Raw genomic sequence first — 18,793 nt, 5'->3', positions numbered from 1 at the left:
CAATAAGGAATCCGCCATGCGCCGCCTCTTTCACAGGGCCTTGCTTTGCCCCAGCCTGCTATCGGCCGCCTTGGCACTGGCCAGCGGGCACACCATGGCTGCCACTGCCTGGGTCTCCAACGAGAAGGACAACAGCCTCAGCCTGATCGACATGCAAACGCTTGAAGTCACCGACACCTTGCCGGTCGGCCAGCGCCCGCGCGGCCTGCTGCTGTCCCACGACAACAAACTGCTGTACATCTGCGCCAGCGATTCGGACCGGGTGCAGGTGATGGACGTGGCCACCCGCACGATCATCAAGGAGCTGCCCTCCGGCAAGGACCCCGAGCAGTTCGCCCTGCACCCCAACGACCGCTGGCTGTACGTGTCCAACGAGGACGACGCGCTGGTGACAGTGATCGACACCGTCACCGACAAGGTGCTGGGGCAGATCGACGTTGGCATCGAACCCGAAGGCATGGCGGTCAGCCCTGACGGCAAATGGGCAGTCAACACCAGCGAAACCACCAACATGCTGCACTGGATCGACACCAGCACCCAGACCCTGGCCGACAGCACCTTGGTCGATCAGCGGCCACGCTTCGTCGAGTTCAACAAGGACGGCTCGCGGCTGTGGGCATCGGCGGAAATCGGCGGCACGGTGACCATTCTCGACGTGGCCACGCGCCAGGTACTCAAAACCCTGAACTTCCAGATCAAGGGCGTACACCCGGACAAGGTCCAGCCGGTGGGCATCAAGCTCAGCGCCGATGGCAAGTACGCCTTCGTCGCCCTGGGCCCGGCCAACCATGTGGCGGTGATCGATGCCAACACCTACGAGGTGCTCGACTACCTGCTGGTCGGGCGGCGTGTCTGGCAGCTGGCGTTCACCCCGGACCAGAGCCAGTTGCTGGCCACCAACGGCGTCAGCGGCGATGTCTCGGTCATCGATGCAAAAAACCTCAAAGTGCTCAAGTCGGTGAAGGTCGGGCGCTACCCCTGGGGTGTGGTGGTCACACCATGAACGCCCTCGACGTCAGTGATGTAAGCTTTGCCTATGGCCAGCGCGCGGCACTCAAACAGGTCGGGTTCAGCCTGGCGCCAGGGCGATTCGCCGCATTGCTGGGCCCCAACGGGGCCGGCAAATCGACACTTATCGCCCTGCTTACGCGCCTGTACGACCTGCAGCACGGCGACATCCGCGTAGGCGGCTGCTCGCTGCGCAATGCCGCACGCCCGGCCTTGCGCCAGCTGGGCGTGGTGTTTCAGCAAAGCACCCTCGACCTGGACCTGACCGTTGAACAGAACTTGCGCTACCACGCGGCGCTGCATGGCCTGTCGCGGCGCCAGAGCAGCCAACGGGTCGACGCCGAACTGGCCCGTCAAGGCCTGGGCGAACGTCGGCATGAGCGTGTTCGTGCGCTGAATATCGGCCATCGGCGCCGGGTGGAGATTGCACGCGCCCTGCTGCACGAACCACGCCTGCTACTGCTTGACGAAGCCAGTGTCGGCCTCGACCCGGCCAGCCGCCTGGCCCTCAACCAGCACGTGCGGCGGCTGTGCCGCGAGCAGCAGCTCAGCGTGCTGTGGACCACCCACCTGCTGGACGAGGTCCAGCCCAGCGATGACCTGCTGATTCTGCATCAAGGCCGCCTGGTAGCACGCGGTACCGCCGACGCCCTGAGCCTGGAGCACGGTGGCGACCTCGACAATGCCTTTGCCCGGCTGACCAGCGCGCCCTCAGGAGCCAATGCCCAATGAACGCTTACTGGCAATGTTTCAACGGCATCATGCTGCGCGAATGGCTACGCTTCGTGATGCAGCGCACGCGCCTGCTCAGTGCGCTGGTGCGTCCGCTGCTGTGGTTGCTGGTGTTCGCCGCCGGGTTTCGTGCGGCCCTGGGCATTGCCATCATCGAGCCCTACGACACCTACATTCCCTATGAGGTGTACATCATCCCGGGCCTGGCCTGCATGATCTTGCTGTTCAATGGCATGCAGGGCTCGCTGTCGATGGTGTATGACCGGGAGATGGGCAGCATGCGCGTGCTGCTGACCAGCCCGTTGCCACGGCCGTTCCTGCTGGGCAGCAAGCTGTTGGCGACCGCGTTGATTTCCCTGCTGCAGGTGTATGCCTTCCTCGCCATCGCCTGGCTGTACGGCGTACAGCCGCCAGCGGCGGGCCTGCTGCTGGCGCTGCCGGCAATGCTGCTGGTAGCGTTGATGCTCAGTGCCCTGGGGCTGCTGCTGTCGAACGCGATCCGCCAGCTGGAGAACTTTGCCGGGGTGATGAACTTCGTGATCTTCCCGCTGTTTTTCCTGTCTTCGGCGTTGTACCCGCTGTGGAAGATGCGCGAGGCCAGCCAGTGGCTGTACTGGCTGTGTGCGGTGAACCCGTTCACCCATGCCGTGGAGCTGGTGCGGTTCGCCCTGTATGAGCGGTTGAACCTGCTGGCACTGGCTGTATGCCTTGGCTTGACCGTGCTGTTCACCCTGCTGGCGATACTCACTTTCAACCCTCAGCATGCCGCGCTGCGCAAGCCGCGCTGAAGCCTCCTGCCTGGGGCTGCTTTATGGCCCCATCTTCCTGAGCAGTGCCTACTACTTTAGTACTGCCTTTGCTGTCTGATCGTCGCATTCACAACACACCACCACTGGCATGTAATGGGCCTATAACAAAAAGGATAAAACCATGCCACGTGCCCCGCGCCCTTTGCTGGCTGCCCTTTCGCTGTGTCTGTCACTGGGTATCGCCCAGGCCGACACCACCCCGCTGTTTTCCGCCGAAGGCTACCGCGCCACCCTCTACCGCAGCCCGACCCCGCAACAGGTCGAGGGCGGCCAGGTCATCGACACCGCCACGCTGCAAAACCTGCTGGCACAAAGCCCCAGGCCAGTACTGATCGACGTCTATCGCCGCCAATGGCTGCAAGGCCAATTCATCGAAGACGAACCGCACGCCAACCTCCCGGGTAGCCTTTGGCTGGCCAACACCGGCGACGGCGAGCTGAGCCCGGCCTGGCAGGACTACTTCGTGCGCAACCTGCAAAAAGCCACTGCCGGGCGCCCGGAGCACCCCCTGGTTTTTTATTGCCGCTCCGATTGCTGGTTAAGCTGGAACGCGGTAAAACGCGCTAAAGCCCTGGGCTACAACAACCTGTACTGGTACCGCGACGGCCTGGACGCCTGGCAGCAGGCCAACCTGCCGCTGCAGCCAGCGCAACCTGTACCCTTTCCCTGAACTGCCTGTAAATGCGTGCCCCGCCCCCTCCAATAAAAACAAGGTGAAAAGGCCATGTACAAAATTTTGATTGCCGACGATCACCCGCTGTTTCGCGAAGCCATCCACAACGTCATCAGCGATGGCTTCCAGGGCAGCGAGGTCATGGAAACCGCCGACCTGGACAGCGCCCTGGCCCTGACCCAGGCGCACGACGACCTCGACCTGATCCTGCTCGACCTGAACATGCCCGGCATGCATGGCCTTAACGGGCTGATTACCCTGCGCAACGAGGCGCCGACCACCCCGGTGGTGATCGTTTCGGCCGAGCAGGAAAAGCAGATCGTGCTGCAGGCCATCACCTACGGTGCCGTGGGTTTCATTACCAAGTCTTCGCCCCGTTCGCAGATGATCGAAGCGATCGAGCAGATCCTCAACGGCAATGTCTACCTGCCGCCCGACATCATCCGCGCCCAGAAAAGCAACACCAGCCGGCGCCACAACGAGGCGCCGAGCTTCCCGCCGGAAATGCTCCAGGCCCTGACCCGCAAGCAGCTGCTGGTACTGGAGCGCATGACCAAGGGTGAGTCGAACAAGCAGATTGCCTATACGCTGGACATCGCCGAAACCACGGTGAAGGCTCATGTTTCGGCGATCTTGCGCAAGCTCAATGTGCATAACCGGGTGCAGGCCATTCTCAGTGCCGGGGATATCGATTTTGCCGACTACCTGCGGCGTTAGCCTGTTCTGGCCTCTTCGCGGGCGAGCCCGCGAAGAGGCCAGCGGCTATGTCATGCTGCCGGCCAGCAGGTGACTCATCGCCGTCTTGAGCTTCATCGGCCGCACCGGCTTGTGCATCAGGGTGTGGCCCAGCTCGCGAATCTGCTGCTTGAGGTCGTTGCTGTAGTTCGCGGTAATCATCAGCGCCGGTAATGGCTGGGTGCGCCGGGCATTGATCCGCGCCACGGCGTCGACACCGTTGCAGTCGTTGTCCAGATGGTAATCGGCTATCAGCAGGTCGGCTTCGGCATGGTAGTTGTCCACCTGGCGTGCCAGGTCTTCCTCCGACAGCGCCGTGACCACCCGGCAGCCCCACCCCTCCAGCAAGGTGCGCATGCCGGCGCAAATCGCCGCGTCGTTATCCAGCACCCACACCCGCGCCCCGCGCAGGCGTTCGAGCATTGGCTCGCTGACCACCTGGCTCGGCTGGGTTTTGGGCGCGGTGGTGCTCAGTGGCACTTCGACGGCGAATACCGAGCCTTTGCCAAGCCATGAACGTACCCGTATCCGATGCCCAAGGATGCCGGCGATCTTTTCTACAATCGCCAGGCCCAGGCCTAGCCCGCGGTCCTGGTCCGGGCGCTGCACATCACCGCGCTTGAACTCCTGGAACATGTCGTCCAGGTGCTCTTCGGCAATGCCGATGCCACTGTCCCACACTTCGATCCGCAGGCCGCCACGCAGGCGCCGGCAGCCCAGCACCACACGCCCGCTGCGGGTGTAGCGAATGGCATTGCTGAGCAGGTTGCGCAGGATCCGCGCCAGCAGCTGAATGTCACTGCGCACCACCGCCGAACAGCCCACGAAATGCAGTTCAAGGCCTTCACTGCGCGCCACCTGTGCGTATTCGGCAGCAAGGTTGTCCATCAGTTCGCGCAGGGCAAACGGGGCGACATCGGCTTTGATCACCCCGGCATCGAGCTTGGAAATGTCGACCAGAGTGCCGAGCAAGTTCTCCACATCTTCGAGCGAATTGCTGACGTTACGTACCAGGTGGGCGCTGTCTTGCGGGTCGCGGCGCTCCAGCAATGCGCTGGTGAACAGCCGCGCCGCGTTCAGCGGTTGCAGCAGGTCATGGCTGACCGCTGCGAGGAACTTGGTTTTCGACAAGTTGGCCTGTTCGGCCTCGCGCTTGGCCTCGCGCAGGCGAGCCTCGGCTTGGCTTCGCTCTTCGATTTCACGCAGCAACTGGTCATTGAGGCTGGTCAGTTCGGCGGTGCGTTCGCGCACCCGCTGCTCCAGGTGCTGATAGGCCTGGTGCAGCGCCTGGGCGGTGTTGCGCCGCTCGGTAATGTCGCGGATCAACACGAAGATGCCCACCACCTCGCCGCTGGCCAGGCGGTTCGGCACGTAGGAGCGCAGCATGTAGCGTTCCTGGCCATTGATATTGGTTTCGGCAAATTCGAAGGTGACGCTCTCCCCCGCCAGCGCCCGCGCCACATAGGCTTCCAGGCGCTGGTAATGCTGTTCGCTGTGGGCCTCGCGCAGGCTCTGGCCAAGCATTACGCCGTGGGGCCAGCAATACCATTCTTCATACACCTTGTTGGTGAACTCGTAGACCAGATCGGCGTTCAGGTAAGCGATCAGCGCCGGTACATTATCGGTAATCAGGCGAATCTGATGCTGGTGGGCGGTCTCGGCCCGCTGGCGGGCCTCGCTGAGCAAGCGGTTGACGGCCTTGAGCTCGGCCATGGCCTGGTTCAGGGCATCGGTGCGTTCACGCACCTGCTCGGCCAGCACCACGGAATGCTGAAACGCCGCATAGGGATCGTTACCCCGGGTTACCCCAGACTCGATGCGTTCAATCAACGCGCCGTTGATCCGCTGCAGCTTTTGGTTTTCGTGCTGCAGCCGGGTGACCTCGGCCTGCAGCTCAGCGCCCGACAGGAGGCCGGTTGCGGGCAATGGCGACCCCGGTGAAGGTCTGGTTGATGTGCATGCCATTGAACTGTTCTCCGTAGGTGTTGAAACCGATCACCCGCTGCTCACGCAGAAACGCGCCGACCGGTTCCAGGCCATGCCGGGCCTCCAGTTCCAGCCGCCGCAGGAAGCAATCACAACCAATGGTCAGCAACAGCGGCCCGAGGCGCTGGCGCAGGCCGTCGAACAGCTGGTGCAGGTTAGGCAACAGCGGGCCTGGGGTCATGGCCGTAAGCACGATGCCGTTTTCCACTGCACAGTAAAAACTCAGGCTCAGGTCCGGGTGCACCTGCTGGATCGCTCGCACGTAGTACTGGTCGTGAATGCGCACGGCCAGCGGGTGAGCGGCGAACACTCTATGGTCAAGCGCAGCCACCGGTACACCGATGTGGCGGGCGTATTCTTCGGCTGCGGGCTCGGCATTCAGTTCAATGACCCGGCGCTGGGCGCTGTCGGCGCCGGTTACCACCAGCTTTTCCTGGCGTGGCAAGATGTGGTGCGTGGTGAACACTTCAAAATCGAGCCAGGTGTTGACCAGCACCACCACGGCCGCCCCGTTGTGGAAGGCGCCGCCGTAGTACACGTGGGTACGTGTCAGGTAGTTGTCGTCACCGGCAGAGCCCCCGAAATGCGGGATTTCACCTAACGCCGCGCTGAGCGCGGCAAGCACCATTTCCTCGCGGCTGGACAGGCCGTCGAGCAAGGTCAGGGCAAAGCTGTGGCCCTTGATGGGGGCTAACGTATTGCTGCGGCAGGTGCCGACCAGGCGCTCGACCATCTGCTGGGCGTCGATCAGGCTGAAGCGCTCCATTTCATCGATCAACGCAGTGGCGATAGAAAAGTGCCGGTGATCAAAGCCTACGGCTGTGACGCAATTACGGCCGTAGCCCTGCGGCGTGATTTCGCCGGCGCTGGTGCAGCCGACCAGGCGGATGCCGCCGAAACCTTGCTCCAGGGCCTCGCCCAAGGCCTGCAAGTCGTATTCGGCGGAACAGAAGAACAGCACGAAACCCAGGTGCGGGTGCAGCAATTGCCGCGCCAGGTCCTGGGCGGCCAACCGGGCGTCGGTGGCCTGGGACATGGCGCTGACCACACCGTCGTTTTGAGCCTGCTGCATTGGGGTCTCCGGCGCGGGGTGGCTGAGGGGTCAGTGTACGAAGGTGTTTGCGGGGGACGAATGCTACTTGGGTAGCGGGTGGGCGGTTCCATGGGCGTAAATGTTGGGGCCGCTTTGCGGCCCCGGGTGCCTACCAGGTCAACACCGCACCCACTGCAAAGGTATCGGTGTCTTCGTTCTGCGCACTGGTGTCATGCCCATCGATGGAAAACTGGTTGTACTCGGCCACCAGCTTCAGGTTGTCGTTGACGTCATGGAACAGTGCCACGCCACGGGTCTCGTAGTCCGCCCCGCTGCCCACCGCACCGTTGCCGTCGTCCTTGGTCTTGCCATACGACAAGGCAATGCGGTTCTTGCCGACTTTGTACGAACCCTGCAACAGGTAGCCGTCACTGTCGACGTTACGCAAGACCGGTTCGCCGGCATTGTTGGTAAAGAACGGGTTGATACCCTTGGCCTGGAACCCCGAGCCGGTCAGCGACAGCCCGCCCATCTTCGCCTGCACGCCATAGCCAACACCTTTGGACGTGATCGTCTCCACCGTCGAGTCGGTGTTGTCGGAGGTCTGGTAACTGCCGTTGACCCAGCTGTAGATCTGCGCCCCGCCCAGGTCGAACTGGTAGGTAATCTCGCTCTCGGTACGCGGGTTTTCCTGGTAGGCCTTGCCGGTCGGGCTGCTGTCGTTGGTGTCCACCGGGTCCATGATGCCTACCGCCACGCGCAGGCCGTCCATTACCGGGGTGCGGTAGGTGATCTGCGAGGTGGGGAACGGGTACGGGTAGCCACTGCCGATGTTGCCGAACGACACCCCGCCGCCATCCACCAGCCCCAAGGTGTCACTGACCTGGCCGTAGCCGGCCAGCAGTTCGTCGAGCAGGATGTTGGAACGGGCGAACAGCCCGAAGTCCTTGCCGATCAGCACCTCGCCCCATTCGGGATTGGCCACGGTGCCGTAGAACTGGCGCACGTCGATGGCGGTGTCGGTGCCGTTGGTTTCACTGTCGTTGATGGTGACCCAGAACGAGGCACGTGCGCCGAGCTTCAGGTCATCCACCTGCTTGCCCATGTTGAAGCCCAGGTAGTTGGGCAGGAAGCCCATTTTCACCCGCGACTGGCGGCGATCGAACTGCTCGCCTTCGCGGTCGACCTTGCTGTTGACGTAGAAGGCATTGATGTAGCCGTCGGTGGAAAAGGTGGTCTGGTCTTTGTCGTACAGCATGATCTCGGCTTCGGCGACGCCACTCAGGCCCAGGGCAGAAAAGCTGGCGATGGCGGCGGCGAGGAAACGAGGCGGCAGGTGCTTATTGTTGTTGTACATGGCGCGCTCCAAACAGGGGACTGGATGTCGGAGGCGATTATCAGAACAGGGCAAATTGCCAGATACGCTGCTTTGGGGCGGGGTTTTGGGTGCTTTGGATTGGAGGATGGGGTGCGGTGATTTGGTGCTGGTACCTGCTTGGGTCGGGGTGCAGGACTTAGGGTGTACGCATGAATGACTGGCGGGTATTGATACACCTGAACGAACCGGGGCCGCCTTGCGGCCCTTCGCGGGCTCGCCCGCTCCCACAGGGACTGCACCGCTGCCAAGGGCTATGCAGTACCTGTGGGAGCGGGCGAGCCCGCGAAGGGCTGCAAAGCAGCCCCAATTACACTACCTGACAGCAATCGCTTAGCTTCAGGAAGCAAGCGCCTGCGAACGCTGGCGCAGTGGCATTTGGTAGCGGTGCGGTTGCTGCCAGGCCAGCCGTGCCTGCACATCGACCACCGCGTCCTTCACCTTCTGGGCCCAGTGCTCATCCTTCGGGCACACCACCACCACACGAAAACCATGGTCGACACCTTCCAGCCGCACACCTTCGGAGTCATCGACATGCAGGTCGATATCGAACGCCGAGGGTAACTTCGAGGGGGAATTCTCCAGGCCTTTCTGGGCCAGGATGTGTTGGTGCCGGTCGCTGTTGACCACGCCATCGACATGGATGCCATACAGCATCAGCCAGCGGCGAATGTAGGCCGGGGTGCGCCCCGAGGAGGTATAGATCCAGATGCTGCAACCCTGGCGGCGCAGGTCGCGGATCAGCGAACGCGTGCCACTGCGCAGGGGTTCGCCCAACCAGCGGTGGACGAAGCCCGGCAGCTTGCTGTCCTCGGCGTCAGCGTGCTCAGGCAGGCAGGCGAGCGTGTCGTCGATATCGAAGGAAATACGTACCTGGCCACGCTTGAGCTTGCGCTCGATGGCTTGGCGCCCGCGCTGGAGCATGGATGAACGAAGCATCAGCGGCTCCTCTCGCAGGCAGGCACGGGCGTACCGCTCAGGAAGAACTTGCCGGGCTCAGGCGCCTTCGCTTCAAGGAAAGCGGCGTACTTTTTCTTGATTTTGGGTAGTTCGTACAAAGCCTTGACACCGTGTTTGGCGGAGTTGCGAATGACCGAGGACGGGTTGAAGTAACCCTCGGCGTTATCCAGCGACAGCACGAATGGCGGCAGCCCGGCACGCATCAGCAAATAGCTGACAATGAGCGAACCCGTGCGGTTGTTGCCTTCGATGAACAGCTGCGGCTTGCTGAGGATACGTACATACACACCGGCAGCCCGCTTCCAGACCGAATCGCTGCGGTACGCGCAGTACCAGTTGTACAAATCCTTGATGCCACCTTCGACGTTGTTGAAAAAGTGCGCCTCGGTTGCAGCCAGGTGGGGGGCGAACTCCAGGCGGCTGGCCGGGTCGCTGCCGCACAGCACGGTGGCATTGATTTCCAGCATCAGGTTCAGCTGCTGCAGGTCGAACAGGTCGATACCGCGAGCGACATAGTCGTCAATCAGGGCATAGCCTTCAAGCACATTCAGCAGCACCTCGTCGGTGAACGGGTCCCTCGGTTCGGTGAAATGCTGGCTGAGTTCGGCAAAGCGGCCTTGCACCTCGCGCAGTGCGCGCTCTACCGCTGACAGATCAAGACGACGCATCGCTGGCATTGGAAATCCCGGGTAACACTTTAACGGAAGGTAACGCGGCCGGGCGTTGCACCCTTCCTGGCTGCAACGCCCGGCCACCTTGAAAAGTGATCAGCTGAACTTGCCGCTGATGTAGTCGGCAGTCAATTGTTCACGCGGGTTCTGGAAAATCTGCGTGGTCGGGCCCATCTCGACCAGGTAACCGGTACGGGTACCCTGGGAGATATCGACCGAGAAGAATGCGGTGGTGTCGGCGACACGAATCGCCTGCTGCATGTTGTGGGTTACCAGCGCGATGGTGTAGTCCTTCTTCAGTTCGACCATAAGCTCTTCGACGCGGCGGGTAGCGATCGGGTCGAGTGCCGAGCACGGCTCGTCCAGCAGCAGCACCTCCGGTTCGGTGGCGATGGCGCGCGCGATGCACAGGCGCTGCTGCTGGCCGCCGGACAGGGACAGGCCGCTGACCTTGAGCTTGTCCTTTACTTCGTCCCACAGGGCGGCGCCTTGCAGCGCGTGCTTCACGCGGTCACCCAGGTCGCCCTTGTAGCGGTTCAGGCGCAGGCCGAACGCGACGTTGTCAAAAATGCTCATCGAGAACGGGTTGGGCTGCTGGAACACCATGCCGATGTAGCGGCGCACGACTACCGGGTCGACGCCCTTGCCGTAGACATCCTGGCCCAGGAAGTGCACATGCCCTTCGAAGCGGAAGCCCTTTACCAGGTCGTTCATGCGGTTGAGGCTACGCAGCACGGTACTCTTGCCGCAGCCGGATGGCCCGATGAAGCCGGTGATCTCGTTCTTGCGGATCGGCACATGGCTGTCGCGTACGGCCATGAAGTTGCCGTAGAAGATCTTGTCCAGCTTGCAGTCCATGACGATGGGGGTTTCGTTGACCACGGGAGCGACCTTTTGCGCAGTGGATACGTTCAAGTTTGGATGCTCCCTTTCTCAATACTTGGGCTTGCCGAAAACACGGCTAAGAATGTTGATTACCAGCACGATCATTACCAGTACCAGCGAAGCCGCCCAGGCGAGCTCCAGCTGGTTGTCGAACGGCATGCCGGAGAAGTTGTAAATCAGTACGGCCAGCGAGGCCGTGGGGTTCATGACCGCCAGGCTGCCGTCGTGATAAATCCAGTAGTTGCTGAACAGCGCGGTGAACAGCAGTGGCGCGGTTTCGCCAGCGGCGCGGGCCACGGCCAGCATGACGCCGGTCAGGATGGCGGGCAGGCCGGTGGGCAAGACGATCTTCCAGATCACCTGTGCACGGGTGCAACCCATGCCGTAGGCAGCATCTTTCATGATCTTGGGCACCATCTTCATCGACTCTTCGGCGGTCAGCACCACGATCGGCAGCATCAGTACCGCCAGTGCCACGCCACCTGCCGGCGCCGAATAGGTACCGGTGGTCATCACCACCAGGGCGTAGGCAAATACACCGGCCAGGATCGACGGCAGGCCAGTGAGCATCTTGGCGGCAAAGCGCGCGGCGTTGGCCAGCTTGCTGTCCGGCCCGAGTTCGGCCAGAAATACCGCCGCCAGGATGCCAACCGGCACCGCGATGGCTGCGGCGATACCGACCATGACGAACGTACCGGCCATGGCGTTGCCGAAGCCACCGCCCATCTCGAAGCCGGTGGGCGGCAGCTCGGTGAACACTTCCAGGTTAAGGCGTGCACCGCCGCGGGTAACCAGCATGTACAGCACGGAAATCAGCGGCACGCTGGCCACCAGCGCCGCAACCCAGGCCAGCGTGGTCAGTATCAGGCTGCGCAGGGCACGGCCTTCCAGCTTGCGCTGCAGGCTGGGCAAAGCAGTTGTTGGGGTGCTGAGGTCCGTCATTATTTGTTACCCCGCTGGGCGTAGAGCATGATCATCGAGCCGAGCACGTTCACCAGCAGGGTGATGAACATCAGCACCAGTGCGGCGTACATCAGTACTTCGACCTCGTTCGGGCCGGCTTCCGGGAAGTTCAGCGCCAACAGCGCCGCCAGGGTGTTGGCCGGTGCGAACAGGGACACGGAAATGGTGTTGGCGTTGCCGACCAGCATGGCCAGCGCCATGGTTTCACCCAAGGCACGGCCCAGGCCGAGCACCAGCGAACCGAAAATACCGGTGGCGGCGGATGGCACCATCACCTTGAGGATGGCTTCCCAGTGGGTAGTCCCCATGCCGTAGGCCGCCTGCTTGGTTTTCATCGGCACGCTGGTGAGCGCATCCTGGGAAACGGCGGCAATGGTCGGCAGGATCATGATGGCCAACACCAGCGCCGCAGGCAGCAGGCCTGGCCCGCTCAAGGAAGTGCCGAAAAACGGGATCCAGCCCAGCTCGCTGTTCAACCAGGTGGTCAGCGGGCGGATGGCCGGGATAACGACGTAGATGCCCCACAGGCCATAAACCACGCTGGGGATGGCGGCGAGCAACTCGACAATGGTGCGGAACACGGCAGCCAGCCGTGCCGGCAGGAAATCCTGGGTGAGGAAAATGGCCATGCTGACGCCGAAGAAACCGGCGATCAACAGTGCGATGAAGGCGCTGTAAAGCGTGCCCCAGATCGCTGGCAGAATACCGTACTTGCCTTGGTTAACATCCCAGACGCTGCCGAACAGCACGTCAAAACCGTGTTTTTCAATGCCTGGCAGTGCCTTGCGGCCCACTTCGTAGACCAGCGCGACGACCAGCGCCAGTACCAGCACCACACCAATGCGCGCAAGCGCACGGAAGGTGCGATCAACCAGGAAGTCTTTCGCTGACGGTGGCTGGCACGCAGAGTCGGGGTTATCCGGTATGGCAAAGGGTGTGTTCATGGGCAAATTCCGGGACAAGGGACAAACACGCCCGGCACGGCTTCACTGCCATACCGGGAGCGCCTGGGTATTACTGGATGTTGGCCGACGCTTTGCGCACCTGGTCGACAACCGACGGTGGCAGCGGGATGTAACCCATCGAATCGGCGATGGTCTGGCCTTTGGTCAGGCTGTACTCGACCATTTCACGCATGGCTTTGGCCTTGGCCGGGTTGCCGTTGTCCTTGCGGAAGATCATCCAGGTGTAGGAGGTGATCGGGTAGGACTTGGCACCGGTCGGGTCTGGCAGCCAGGCCACCAGGTTTTCCGGCATGTTCACCGCAGCCAGTGCTTCGGCACCGCTCTCGGCGTTCGGCACGACGTATTGGCCAGCCTTGTTCTGCAGCACGGCGAAGTCGACCTTGGCCAGCTTGGCAAAACCGTACTCGATGTAGCCGATGGCGCCTGGGGTCTGGCGGACGGTGGCGGTTACGCCATCGTTTTTCGGCGATTTGATGAACTTGTCAGTGGCCGGCCAGTTAACGGTGTTGCCTTCACCCAGCCCTTGCTTGAAGTCAGCGTTGATGGCCGACAGGTGCTTGGTGAAGACGGCGGTGGTACCGCTGGAGTCGGCACGTACCACCACGGTGATCGGGGTGGCAGGCAGCTTCAGCTCAGGGTTGGCCGCAGCGATTTGCGGGTCGTTCCACTGGGTGATCTTGCCGAGGAAGATGTTGGAGTACACATCGCGCGGCAGCTTCAGGCCTTTAGGGTTGCCCGGCAGGTTGTAAGCCAGCACGATTTCACCGGCGGTCATTGGCAGCAACTGCACGCCTTCGCCAACCTTGGCAATGTCTGCTTCGCTCATGGCCGAGTCGCTGGCGGCGAAGTCGACGGTCTTGTTCAGGAAGTCCTGTACACCCGCCCCGCTCCCCTTGGACTGGTAATCAACGGTGACGCCAGCGGTGTTCTTGCTGAAGTCCTTGAACCAGGTCAGGTAGATGGGTGCAGGGAAGCTGGCACCGGAACCGGTCAGGCGAACGTTTTCGGAAGCAAAGGCTGCCGAAGTGGCGCAGAGGGAAACGGCAACAGCGAGTGCAGCAGACTTCATCAGGCGTTTCATCAAAATGTGCTCCGTGTGATGGCCGGCACACTTTGCATCAGCTGTGTTACAGCTTTGTGACTATTGAATGGCAGGCCGCACGTTAGAGCTTTCTGGTTGCGCCATCACGGCAGATTGATGCCATGCGCGGCTCACCGGCATCAACCAAGGCCGGCAATACCCCCCTCATCTGTTTCTGGGCAGCGGTTACGGCATAGGCACTCGAACTCCGCCGCAGCCCGGGTCGGAAAGTTGAGGCTCAGGCGCATCTTGTCTTGCGTGTCATAAAGGTCGTAGCCCTCCCCCAACACGGCAGGAAAGCCGAGGCGGCGCGGGTAGATTTCTTTCTGGAGCGGCACGGCAGGAACCACAACGAAGCGCGTCTGCATGATCATCCCTCTTCGGCAGTGCTTTAGTATTAGTACTGCTAGAGGAAAGCATCAAGCTGACTCATGCAAAATTGCGCGGGCGGTCATCAGGCCCGGTAAAGGCTGAATACCCTCATCAGGATGAGCACGCAAAAGCCCAGCAGGCAGAGCACACCGATACCATAGAAAAGTGTTCGCCAAGGCTGCAGCGCCGCCAGGTAGGCCCCTGTGTGCAGGCCCCTGGCCAAGGTGAACACGACGCACAGCCAGGCAGTGAGTGCGGCAGGCGAATCCAGTGCAATGGCCAGCCCGCCAAGGGCAAAAAAAGCCGGGATGTTCTCAAGATCATTGGCCCACACTCTGGAGGCGCGGATTACCTGCGGGCGCTCCGCTGGCTGAGGGGCGCGCTTGAAGACAGCGGCATCCTCCGGGTTGGTGAACGCGACAACGCGCAAGCGGTGGTAACCCTGATAACAGGAGACCAGGAACATCTTCAGGAACAACGCGACCACGCAAAGCGCAAAGACATGCAAGCCCATCGTCCTCTCCTTGGTAGGGTTTGCCAGCACAGTAGTGATAGGGTTGCTTGCGCTCAATGACCCGTGAGGTCATGGACATTGCACTCAAGGACGATCAGGGCAACGCATGAATCCGCATCTTTTCCATCGAAATACCCCTGCCCCACAGACCACGGCGGGCCAGCATCTGCGTCAGCTGCGCCGGCAGGCCAACCTCAGCCAACTGGAACTGGCGCTGCTGGCGGGGCTGTCGCAGCGTCATCTGAGCTGTGTGGAAACCGGGCGCGCCAAGCCCAGCCCGAGCACCTTGCATGCCCTGCTTTCGGCGCTTGGCGCGTCGCTGGCGTTATGTAATGAGGTGTTCGTCGCCGCCGGGTACGCGCCCCGCTACGCGGCCTCGCCACTCGATGCGCCTGAACTGGCCTTGGTACACACCGCTATCGACCATATCCTGCAGGTGAACAACCCCGCACCGGCAATCGTCATCGACAGCAACTGGGACGTCATCGCCGCCAATACCAGTACGGGCCTGCTGTTGGCGATGGCAGGCGTTACGGCACAACCGGTGACAGGGCTTAACCTGTTGCAAACACTGCTCTGCCCTGGCGGCCTGGGCGACCACCTGGCCAATGCGCAAGAGATCCGCGCCGCTGCCTGGCAGCGCGCCACCAGGGAGGCCGCCGGCAACCCGGCACTGGCCGAGCGCTTGCACAGCCTGCCGGCCCCGGCCAGCCCACTTGAAACGGCGGCGGCGGCTCCCGTGATGCTCACCCGTGTATGCACGCCTTACGGTGTGCTGACGTTTCTGTCCACGTTCACCACATTCGGCATGCCGCAGGACATTACCGTGCAATCACTGCGCATCGAGCACCTGATCCCTGCCGACCCGCAGACACGGCAGCGGATGCAGGCGGCATTCGAACAGTGGTCGGCCGTTACAGGGTGAACGACAACGTCTGGCCAAGGAACCTGGCACTGACCTGATGCCCTGCTGCCTTCAGGTCGAAGGGCTGGCACATGGCCCCCGTGGTTACCACATCCCCGGCATTCAGGGTAAAGCCACGTTCGGCAGCATGGGCATACAGGTGGGCCAGCGACACCAACGGGTCGGTTGCGGCATCGCCCGTCAAGCCCCGCACGCGTAGTTCGCCATCAACATGCACCTCGGTGGTCTCGGCCAGGTCGGCCAGCAAAGGCACGTCGATGCCTGCGCCGAGGCTGCTGCCCACGACCAAGGCTTCAAACCCCACGTTGTCCGCCACGAAGCTTGGCCAGCCGACGCTCTTGCGGTCGACAAAGCGCGAGCGCACCACTTCGAAGGTGACGCAGGTGGCGCGCACATCAGCGCGGCGCCTTCAGCCTGCGATACTTCATGGGCATAGCGTTGTGCCGGCGGGCCACCTGGGTGGCTTTCACCAGCCTTGGCGCGCAAATCGGGCCGTTGCTCGGCGACCCGCGCAACTACGGCTTCGACATGACCTTCGCTGCGGTCTTACTAAAAAAGCCTGGATAAATGGCCAACCAACCCTGTTACCCAAGCTACTGCAACCGCCACGGCGCAAGGTAACAGGTACAAACCCGTGACCGCCTTGGTCAGCCGGCCATGGATGCGTATACCTATCATTTTTGCCAGTAGTACCCGACTTGAAATCACGAGAGACTTATACCTGCACGCTTGCACACTTCTCAATGGACCGAGGTAATAGCACGATGAATGCCACACCTATTTTCAGGTTATATTTTTACCAGAACAAAAGTCTTATTTCAATCAAAGAGCACGCTAGAACTCATTCTGCTTTCAGAAATGGCGAACAGCCACTCGCGCTAATGGATTCGAGCAAAACAGGTGATTCCTGCCTTATTGCAATCAATGCTAGCCACTCAGTTCTTAACTACCAAAACACCAACCAAAAAAAACAAATGTTTATTCACCCTATGGCTATGACCCCGCTGAAAACTCAATATTGGAGTTAATCAGCTTCACTGGTCAGGCATTGGACTCCATGACAAACTGTTACGCGCTTGGAGCGGGGCATCGCAATTACAGCCCTATTCTTATGCGCTTCCTAAGCCCTGACAGCTTAAGCCCCTTCAGGGACGGAGGGATAAACACATACGCTTACTGCTCTTCCGACCCCATTAACTATTCAGACCCATCCGCACAGACAAGACGCGTAGTCAGTAATATCGGCGTACCTCGCGGAGGAGTAAAAGCCCAGGTAATCAAACGCCAAGCCCAGGCATCCAAAGACCTAAGCAAACGCCCCCCATTGCAACGAGATAGCGTCACACACCCTATCAAAGGGGAGAAACTAATATCCGGCGACAAAAGATCCGTGCACTTCAATAAACATCTGATGCCCAGTAATATCTCTCACGGAGTCAACGACGAACCAAAATCCATCCTGAAAAATAAACGCACCTATTCTCAGAACGACATTGATATCGGCTCATTTAACATTTTCGACCAAGCAAGCCGACAGAACTATGCCAACGAACATAACATAATGATATTAAACACCCTACCCCAGGGACATCCGCTACAAACGGCAATACAATCTGAAATTAACTTAGGAAATGGATCTAACTCTCTCGCCACGGACAACGCTGCTGTCCGTGGCGAAATACCACCTTTACCGCCTAGACTCAATCCAACTACTTGATAACATTGAGCCGGAATAATGCGCTGAATCGGGATCTATCGGGGTGACCTCATAACCGGCAGCCAACCCCGACACAGAGGACAAGGCCTCCCGGCGATAGTACCTGCCAAAAGACCTTCAGACCGAAAGCTGTACCAACGGCGCCGTCCACAAGCTACCCAGATTCTGCAACAACGGCCCGGCAGCCCCCTGCTGCCCAACGTAAAGTAGAAACAATGGTTTTCCTTCTTGCCGGTGGTGGTGTTTGCCATTGTCGTCACAGGGGTGCTGCGCGTGCTGTTGCCAGCATGATTCGCTGCAGCTGCAGCTGCAGCTTCTCCATTCCATTGACACACATCAAGCCCTCACGCCGGGTTCGCGCGAGGATGGCTTCAAGCAAGGAATGACTCAAGCACCGCCAGCCGCACAGCAATAGGGATTTATCCAATATCACTGTGCGCGGCCTTGGACAAGGAGCCCCACATGAGCCCGCTGAAACACATACTGGTTGCCACCGACCTGTCCCCCTATGCCCGCAACGCTGCGGAGCGCGCCGCCTACCTGAGCAAAGCGCAACAGGCCTCGCTTGACCTGCTCTACGTTGCCAACCCTGCACCCTTCGAGCGCCTGAAGCAGTTGGTAGTGCCTGACGACGACCTGTTGAAGCGCGTACTGGATAGCGCCGGAGAAAAAATCCATGCGCTGGCCGCCATGCTGTTCCAGCGCTACGACATCTCTGCAGGTGTGCAGGTTGCCAGCGGCTCGGTGACCACGGAAATCACCCGGGTGGTACAGGACAAGCACAGCAGCCTGCTGGTGTGCGGCGCCAGGGGCCAAGGCGTGGCCCGGCGCCTGCTGCTGGGCTCGACCGTGCAGAAAATGCTCAACCGCATGCCCTGCCCTTTGCTGGTGGTCAAGCCTGCCCCTCGCGATGCCTACCGCACCGTGCTGGTTCCCGTCGACTTTTCCCCCGTATCGCTGCGCGCCATCGAGTTGGCCAGGCGTATTGCCCCACAGGCCGAGATCATTCTGTTACATGTGTACGAAGCACCGTTCGAAAGCAGCGTGCGCTTCGCCCATATCGACCACGACACCCTCACCCATTACCGCAATGTGATCCGCAAGGATGCTGTGACACAGCTTGCCGCCCTGAGCCAGGCAGCCGGCATGTCCGATGCACGGCAGATCGTGGTGCATGGCGACCCTGGCTGGCGCATTGCCGAACAGGAACAGGAGCTGGAATGCGACCTGATCGTGGTCGGCAAGCAGGGTACTAGCGCGCTGGAGGAGCTGTTGGTGGGTAGCGTCACCAAGCATGTACTGAACGAATCGCAGTGTGATGTGCTGGTGTCGCCATAACACACCGGACCAGGCGGGCAGCCTTTTTCCGAATGCTGCCCTACCCGCAGC

At 61.1% G+C, this 18,793-nt stretch carries 19 protein-coding genes and 2 pseudogenes; 8 read left to right on the top strand and 13 right to left on the bottom strand.

All coding sequences use genetic code 11. The annotated features are described in order from the left end of the window. The first annotated feature begins 16 nt into the window (after nucleotides 1-16). The 5 genes from D906_RS10540 to D906_RS10520 all read left to right on the top strand — a co-directional run bounded on the left by D906_RS10540 (nucleotide 17) and on the right by D906_RS10520 (nucleotide 3,939). Nucleotides 17-1,003, top strand: a complete 987-nt coding sequence (locus tag D906_RS10540) for a YVTN family beta-propeller repeat protein (protein WP_016714307.1) — start codon at nucleotides 17-19, stop codon at nucleotides 1,001-1,003. Next, entirely contained in the window at nucleotides 1,000-1,740 is a 741-nt protein-coding gene (locus D906_RS10535; protein ID WP_019099523.1) for an ABC transporter ATP-binding protein, read from the top strand. The genes D906_RS10540 and D906_RS10535 overlap by 4 nt, the downstream gene beginning before the upstream one ends. Beyond that, a complete protein-coding gene (locus D906_RS10530) occupies nucleotides 1,737-2,528 on the top strand; it encodes an ABC transporter permease (protein WP_016714309.1) in 792 nt (263 codons plus the stop codon). Before D906_RS10535 ends, D906_RS10530 begins: the two co-directional genes overlap by 4 nt. A 142-nt stretch (nucleotides 2,529-2,670) precedes the next feature. Continuing rightward, nucleotides 2,671-3,219: a PQQ-dependent catabolism-associated CXXCW motif protein gene (locus D906_RS10525; RefSeq protein ID WP_027609027.1), complete on the top strand. Its 549-nt coding sequence runs from the start codon at nucleotides 2,671-2,673 to the stop codon at nucleotides 3,217-3,219. 54 nt (nucleotides 3,220-3,273) lie between these two features. Beyond that, entirely contained in the window at nucleotides 3,274-3,939 is a 666-nt protein-coding gene (locus D906_RS10520) for a response regulator transcription factor (protein ID WP_016714311.1), read from the top strand. Nucleotides 3,940-3,984: 45 nt separating this feature from the next. Here the strand turns inward: D906_RS10520 and D906_RS10515 are convergent, their stop codons facing one another. The 11 genes from D906_RS10515 to D906_RS10465 form a co-directional block, all read right to left on the bottom strand. Next, nucleotides 3,985-5,922, bottom strand: coding sequence for a NahK/ErcS family hybrid sensor histidine kinase/response regulator (locus tag D906_RS10515; RefSeq protein ID WP_371104903.1), 1,938 nt, complete (start codon nucleotides 5,920-5,922; stop codon nucleotides 3,985-3,987). Beyond that, nucleotides 5,852-7,015 (bottom strand): nitric oxide-sensing protein NosP, encoded by a 1,164-nt coding sequence (gene nosP / locus D906_RS10510; protein WP_027615160.1) that lies wholly within the window; start codon nucleotides 7,013-7,015, stop codon nucleotides 5,852-5,854. Before nosP ends, D906_RS10515 begins: the two co-directional genes overlap by 71 nt. Before the next feature lie 130 nt (nucleotides 7,016-7,145). Next, complete coding sequence (locus D906_RS10505; protein WP_016714314.1) at nucleotides 7,146-8,333, bottom strand: porin; 1,188 nt, start codon at nucleotides 8,331-8,333, stop codon at nucleotides 7,146-7,148. A 357-nt stretch (nucleotides 8,334-8,690) separates the two neighbouring features. Next, nucleotides 8,691-9,290, bottom strand: a complete 600-nt coding sequence (locus D906_RS10500) for a hypothetical protein (RefSeq protein ID WP_016714315.1) — start codon at nucleotides 9,288-9,290, stop codon at nucleotides 8,691-8,693. Next, on the bottom strand, nucleotides 9,290-9,988 hold the full coding sequence (locus tag D906_RS10495) for a hypothetical protein (protein WP_025753184.1): 699 nt from the start codon (nucleotides 9,986-9,988) through the stop codon (nucleotides 9,290-9,292). Before D906_RS10495 ends, D906_RS10500 begins: the two co-directional genes overlap by 1 nt. Before the next feature lie 90 nt (nucleotides 9,989-10,078). After that, a complete protein-coding gene (gene pstB, locus D906_RS10490) occupies nucleotides 10,079-10,840 on the bottom strand; it encodes a phosphate ABC transporter ATP-binding protein PstB (RefSeq protein WP_042131386.1) in 762 nt (253 codons plus the stop codon). A gap of 75 nt (nucleotides 10,841-10,915) precedes the next feature. Next, nucleotides 10,916-11,809 (bottom strand): phosphate ABC transporter permease PstA, encoded by an 894-nt coding sequence (pstA, locus tag D906_RS10485; RefSeq protein WP_016714318.1) that lies wholly within the window; start codon nucleotides 11,807-11,809, stop codon nucleotides 10,916-10,918. Further along, nucleotides 11,809-12,774, bottom strand: a complete 966-nt coding sequence (pstC, locus tag D906_RS10480; protein WP_016714319.1) for a phosphate ABC transporter permease subunit PstC — start codon at nucleotides 12,772-12,774, stop codon at nucleotides 11,809-11,811. The genes pstA and pstC overlap by 1 nt, the downstream gene beginning before the upstream one ends. Before the next feature lie 70 nt (nucleotides 12,775-12,844). Beyond that, on the bottom strand, nucleotides 12,845-13,876 hold the full coding sequence (pstS, locus tag D906_RS10475; RefSeq protein WP_016714320.1) for a phosphate ABC transporter substrate-binding protein PstS: 1,032 nt from the start codon (nucleotides 13,874-13,876) through the stop codon (nucleotides 12,845-12,847). Between the two features lie 140 nt (nucleotides 13,877-14,016). Next, nucleotides 14,017-14,250 carry a hypothetical protein gene (locus D906_RS10470; protein WP_016714321.1) on the bottom strand — a complete coding sequence of 78 codons (234 nt, stop codon included), beginning with the start codon at nucleotides 14,248-14,250 and terminating at the stop codon, nucleotides 14,017-14,019. An 80-nt stretch (nucleotides 14,251-14,330) separates the two neighbouring features. Then, nucleotides 14,331-14,762 (bottom strand): MAPEG family protein, encoded by a 432-nt coding sequence (locus D906_RS10465; RefSeq protein WP_019096512.1) that lies wholly within the window; start codon nucleotides 14,760-14,762, stop codon nucleotides 14,331-14,333. 106 nt (nucleotides 14,763-14,868) lie between these two features. Here D906_RS10465 and D906_RS10460 point away from each other — a divergent pair, with 106 nt between their 5' ends. Beyond that, a complete protein-coding gene (locus tag D906_RS10460; protein WP_027615159.1) occupies nucleotides 14,869-15,687 on the top strand; it encodes a helix-turn-helix domain-containing protein in 819 nt (272 codons plus the stop codon). On the opposite strand, the pseudogene D906_RS26785 reads toward D906_RS10460, so the two are convergent. Continuing rightward, a pseudogene (locus tag D906_RS26785) lies at nucleotides 15,677-16,084 on the bottom strand (hydratase); the annotation flags it as partial. The gene D906_RS10460 and the pseudogene D906_RS26785 overlap by 11 nt on opposite strands. Before the next feature lie 621 nt (nucleotides 16,085-16,705). On the opposite strand from D906_RS26785, the gene D906_RS10445 reads away from it, so the two are divergent. Beyond that, a complete protein-coding gene (locus D906_RS10445; RefSeq protein ID WP_371262234.1) occupies nucleotides 16,706-17,404 on the top strand; it encodes an RHS repeat-associated core domain-containing protein in 699 nt (232 codons plus the stop codon). A gap of 117 nt (nucleotides 17,405-17,521) precedes the next feature. Here D906_RS10445 and D906_RS26780 read toward each other — a convergent pair. Then, nucleotides 17,522-17,623: pseudogene (locus tag D906_RS26780) on the bottom strand (DUF2780 domain-containing protein); the annotation flags it as partial. Between the two features lie 243 nt (nucleotides 17,624-17,866). Between D906_RS26780 and D906_RS10430 the strand changes: the two are divergent. Continuing rightward, on the top strand, nucleotides 17,867-18,742 hold the full coding sequence (locus D906_RS10430) for a universal stress protein (protein WP_027615158.1): 876 nt from the start codon (nucleotides 17,867-17,869) through the stop codon (nucleotides 18,740-18,742). The last annotated feature ends 51 nt before the right edge of the window (nucleotides 18,743-18,793 follow it).

The sequence above is a fragment of the Pseudomonas sp. LAIL14HWK12:I1 genome, from assembly GCF_003202095.1.
Classification (GTDB): Bacteria; Pseudomonadota; Gammaproteobacteria; order Pseudomonadales; family Pseudomonadaceae; genus Aquipseudomonas; species Aquipseudomonas monteilii.
This window is presented reverse-complemented; position numbering and strand designations above follow the sequence as displayed.

Coding starts and splice junctions, on each gene's coding strand:
- D906_RS10540 (WP_016714307.1), top strand. CDS start 17: ATGCGCCGCCTCTTTCACAGGGCCTTGCTTTGCCCCAGCCTGCTATCG.
- D906_RS10535 (WP_019099523.1), top strand. CDS start 1,000: ATGAACGCCCTCGACGTCAGTGATGTAAGCTTTGCCTATGGCCAGCGC.
- D906_RS10530 (WP_016714309.1), top strand. CDS start 1,737: ATGAACGCTTACTGGCAATGTTTCAACGGCATCATGCTGCGCGAATGG.
- D906_RS10525 (WP_027609027.1), top strand. CDS start 2,671: ATGCCACGTGCCCCGCGCCCTTTGCTGGCTGCCCTTTCGCTGTGTCTG.
- D906_RS10520 (WP_016714311.1), top strand. CDS start 3,274: ATGTACAAAATTTTGATTGCCGACGATCACCCGCTGTTTCGCGAAGCC.
- D906_RS10515 (WP_371104903.1), bottom strand. CDS start 5,922: ATGGCATGCACATCAACCAGACCTTCACCGGGGTCGCCATTGCCCGCA.
- nosP (WP_027615160.1), bottom strand. CDS start 7,015: ATGCAGCAGGCTCAAAACGACGGTGTGGTCAGCGCCATGTCCCAGGCC.
- D906_RS10505 (WP_016714314.1), bottom strand. CDS start 8,333: ATGTACAACAACAATAAGCACCTGCCGCCTCGTTTCCTCGCCGCCGCC.
- D906_RS10500 (WP_016714315.1), bottom strand. CDS start 9,290: ATGCTTCGTTCATCCATGCTCCAGCGCGGGCGCCAAGCCATCGAGCGC.
- D906_RS10495 (WP_025753184.1), bottom strand. CDS start 9,988: ATGCCAGCGATGCGTCGTCTTGATCTGTCAGCGGTAGAGCGCGCACTG.
- pstB (WP_042131386.1), bottom strand. CDS start 10,840: ATGGACTGCAAGCTGGACAAGATCTTCTACGGCAACTTCATGGCCGTA.
- pstA (WP_016714318.1), bottom strand. CDS start 11,809: ATGACGGACCTCAGCACCCCAACAACTGCTTTGCCCAGCCTGCAGCGC.
- pstC (WP_016714319.1), bottom strand. CDS start 12,774: ATGAACACACCCTTTGCCATACCGGATAACCCCGACTCTGCGTGCCAG.
- pstS (WP_016714320.1), bottom strand. CDS start 13,876: ATGAAACGCCTGATGAAGTCTGCTGCACTCGCTGTTGCCGTTTCCCTC.
- D906_RS10470 (WP_016714321.1), bottom strand. CDS start 14,250: ATGATCATGCAGACGCGCTTCGTTGTGGTTCCTGCCGTGCCGCTCCAG.
- D906_RS10465 (WP_019096512.1), bottom strand. CDS start 14,762: ATGGGCTTGCATGTCTTTGCGCTTTGCGTGGTCGCGTTGTTCCTGAAG.
- D906_RS10460 (WP_027615159.1), top strand. CDS start 14,869: ATGAATCCGCATCTTTTCCATCGAAATACCCCTGCCCCACAGACCACG.
- D906_RS10430 (WP_027615158.1), top strand. CDS start 17,867: ATGAGCCCGCTGAAACACATACTGGTTGCCACCGACCTGTCCCCCTAT.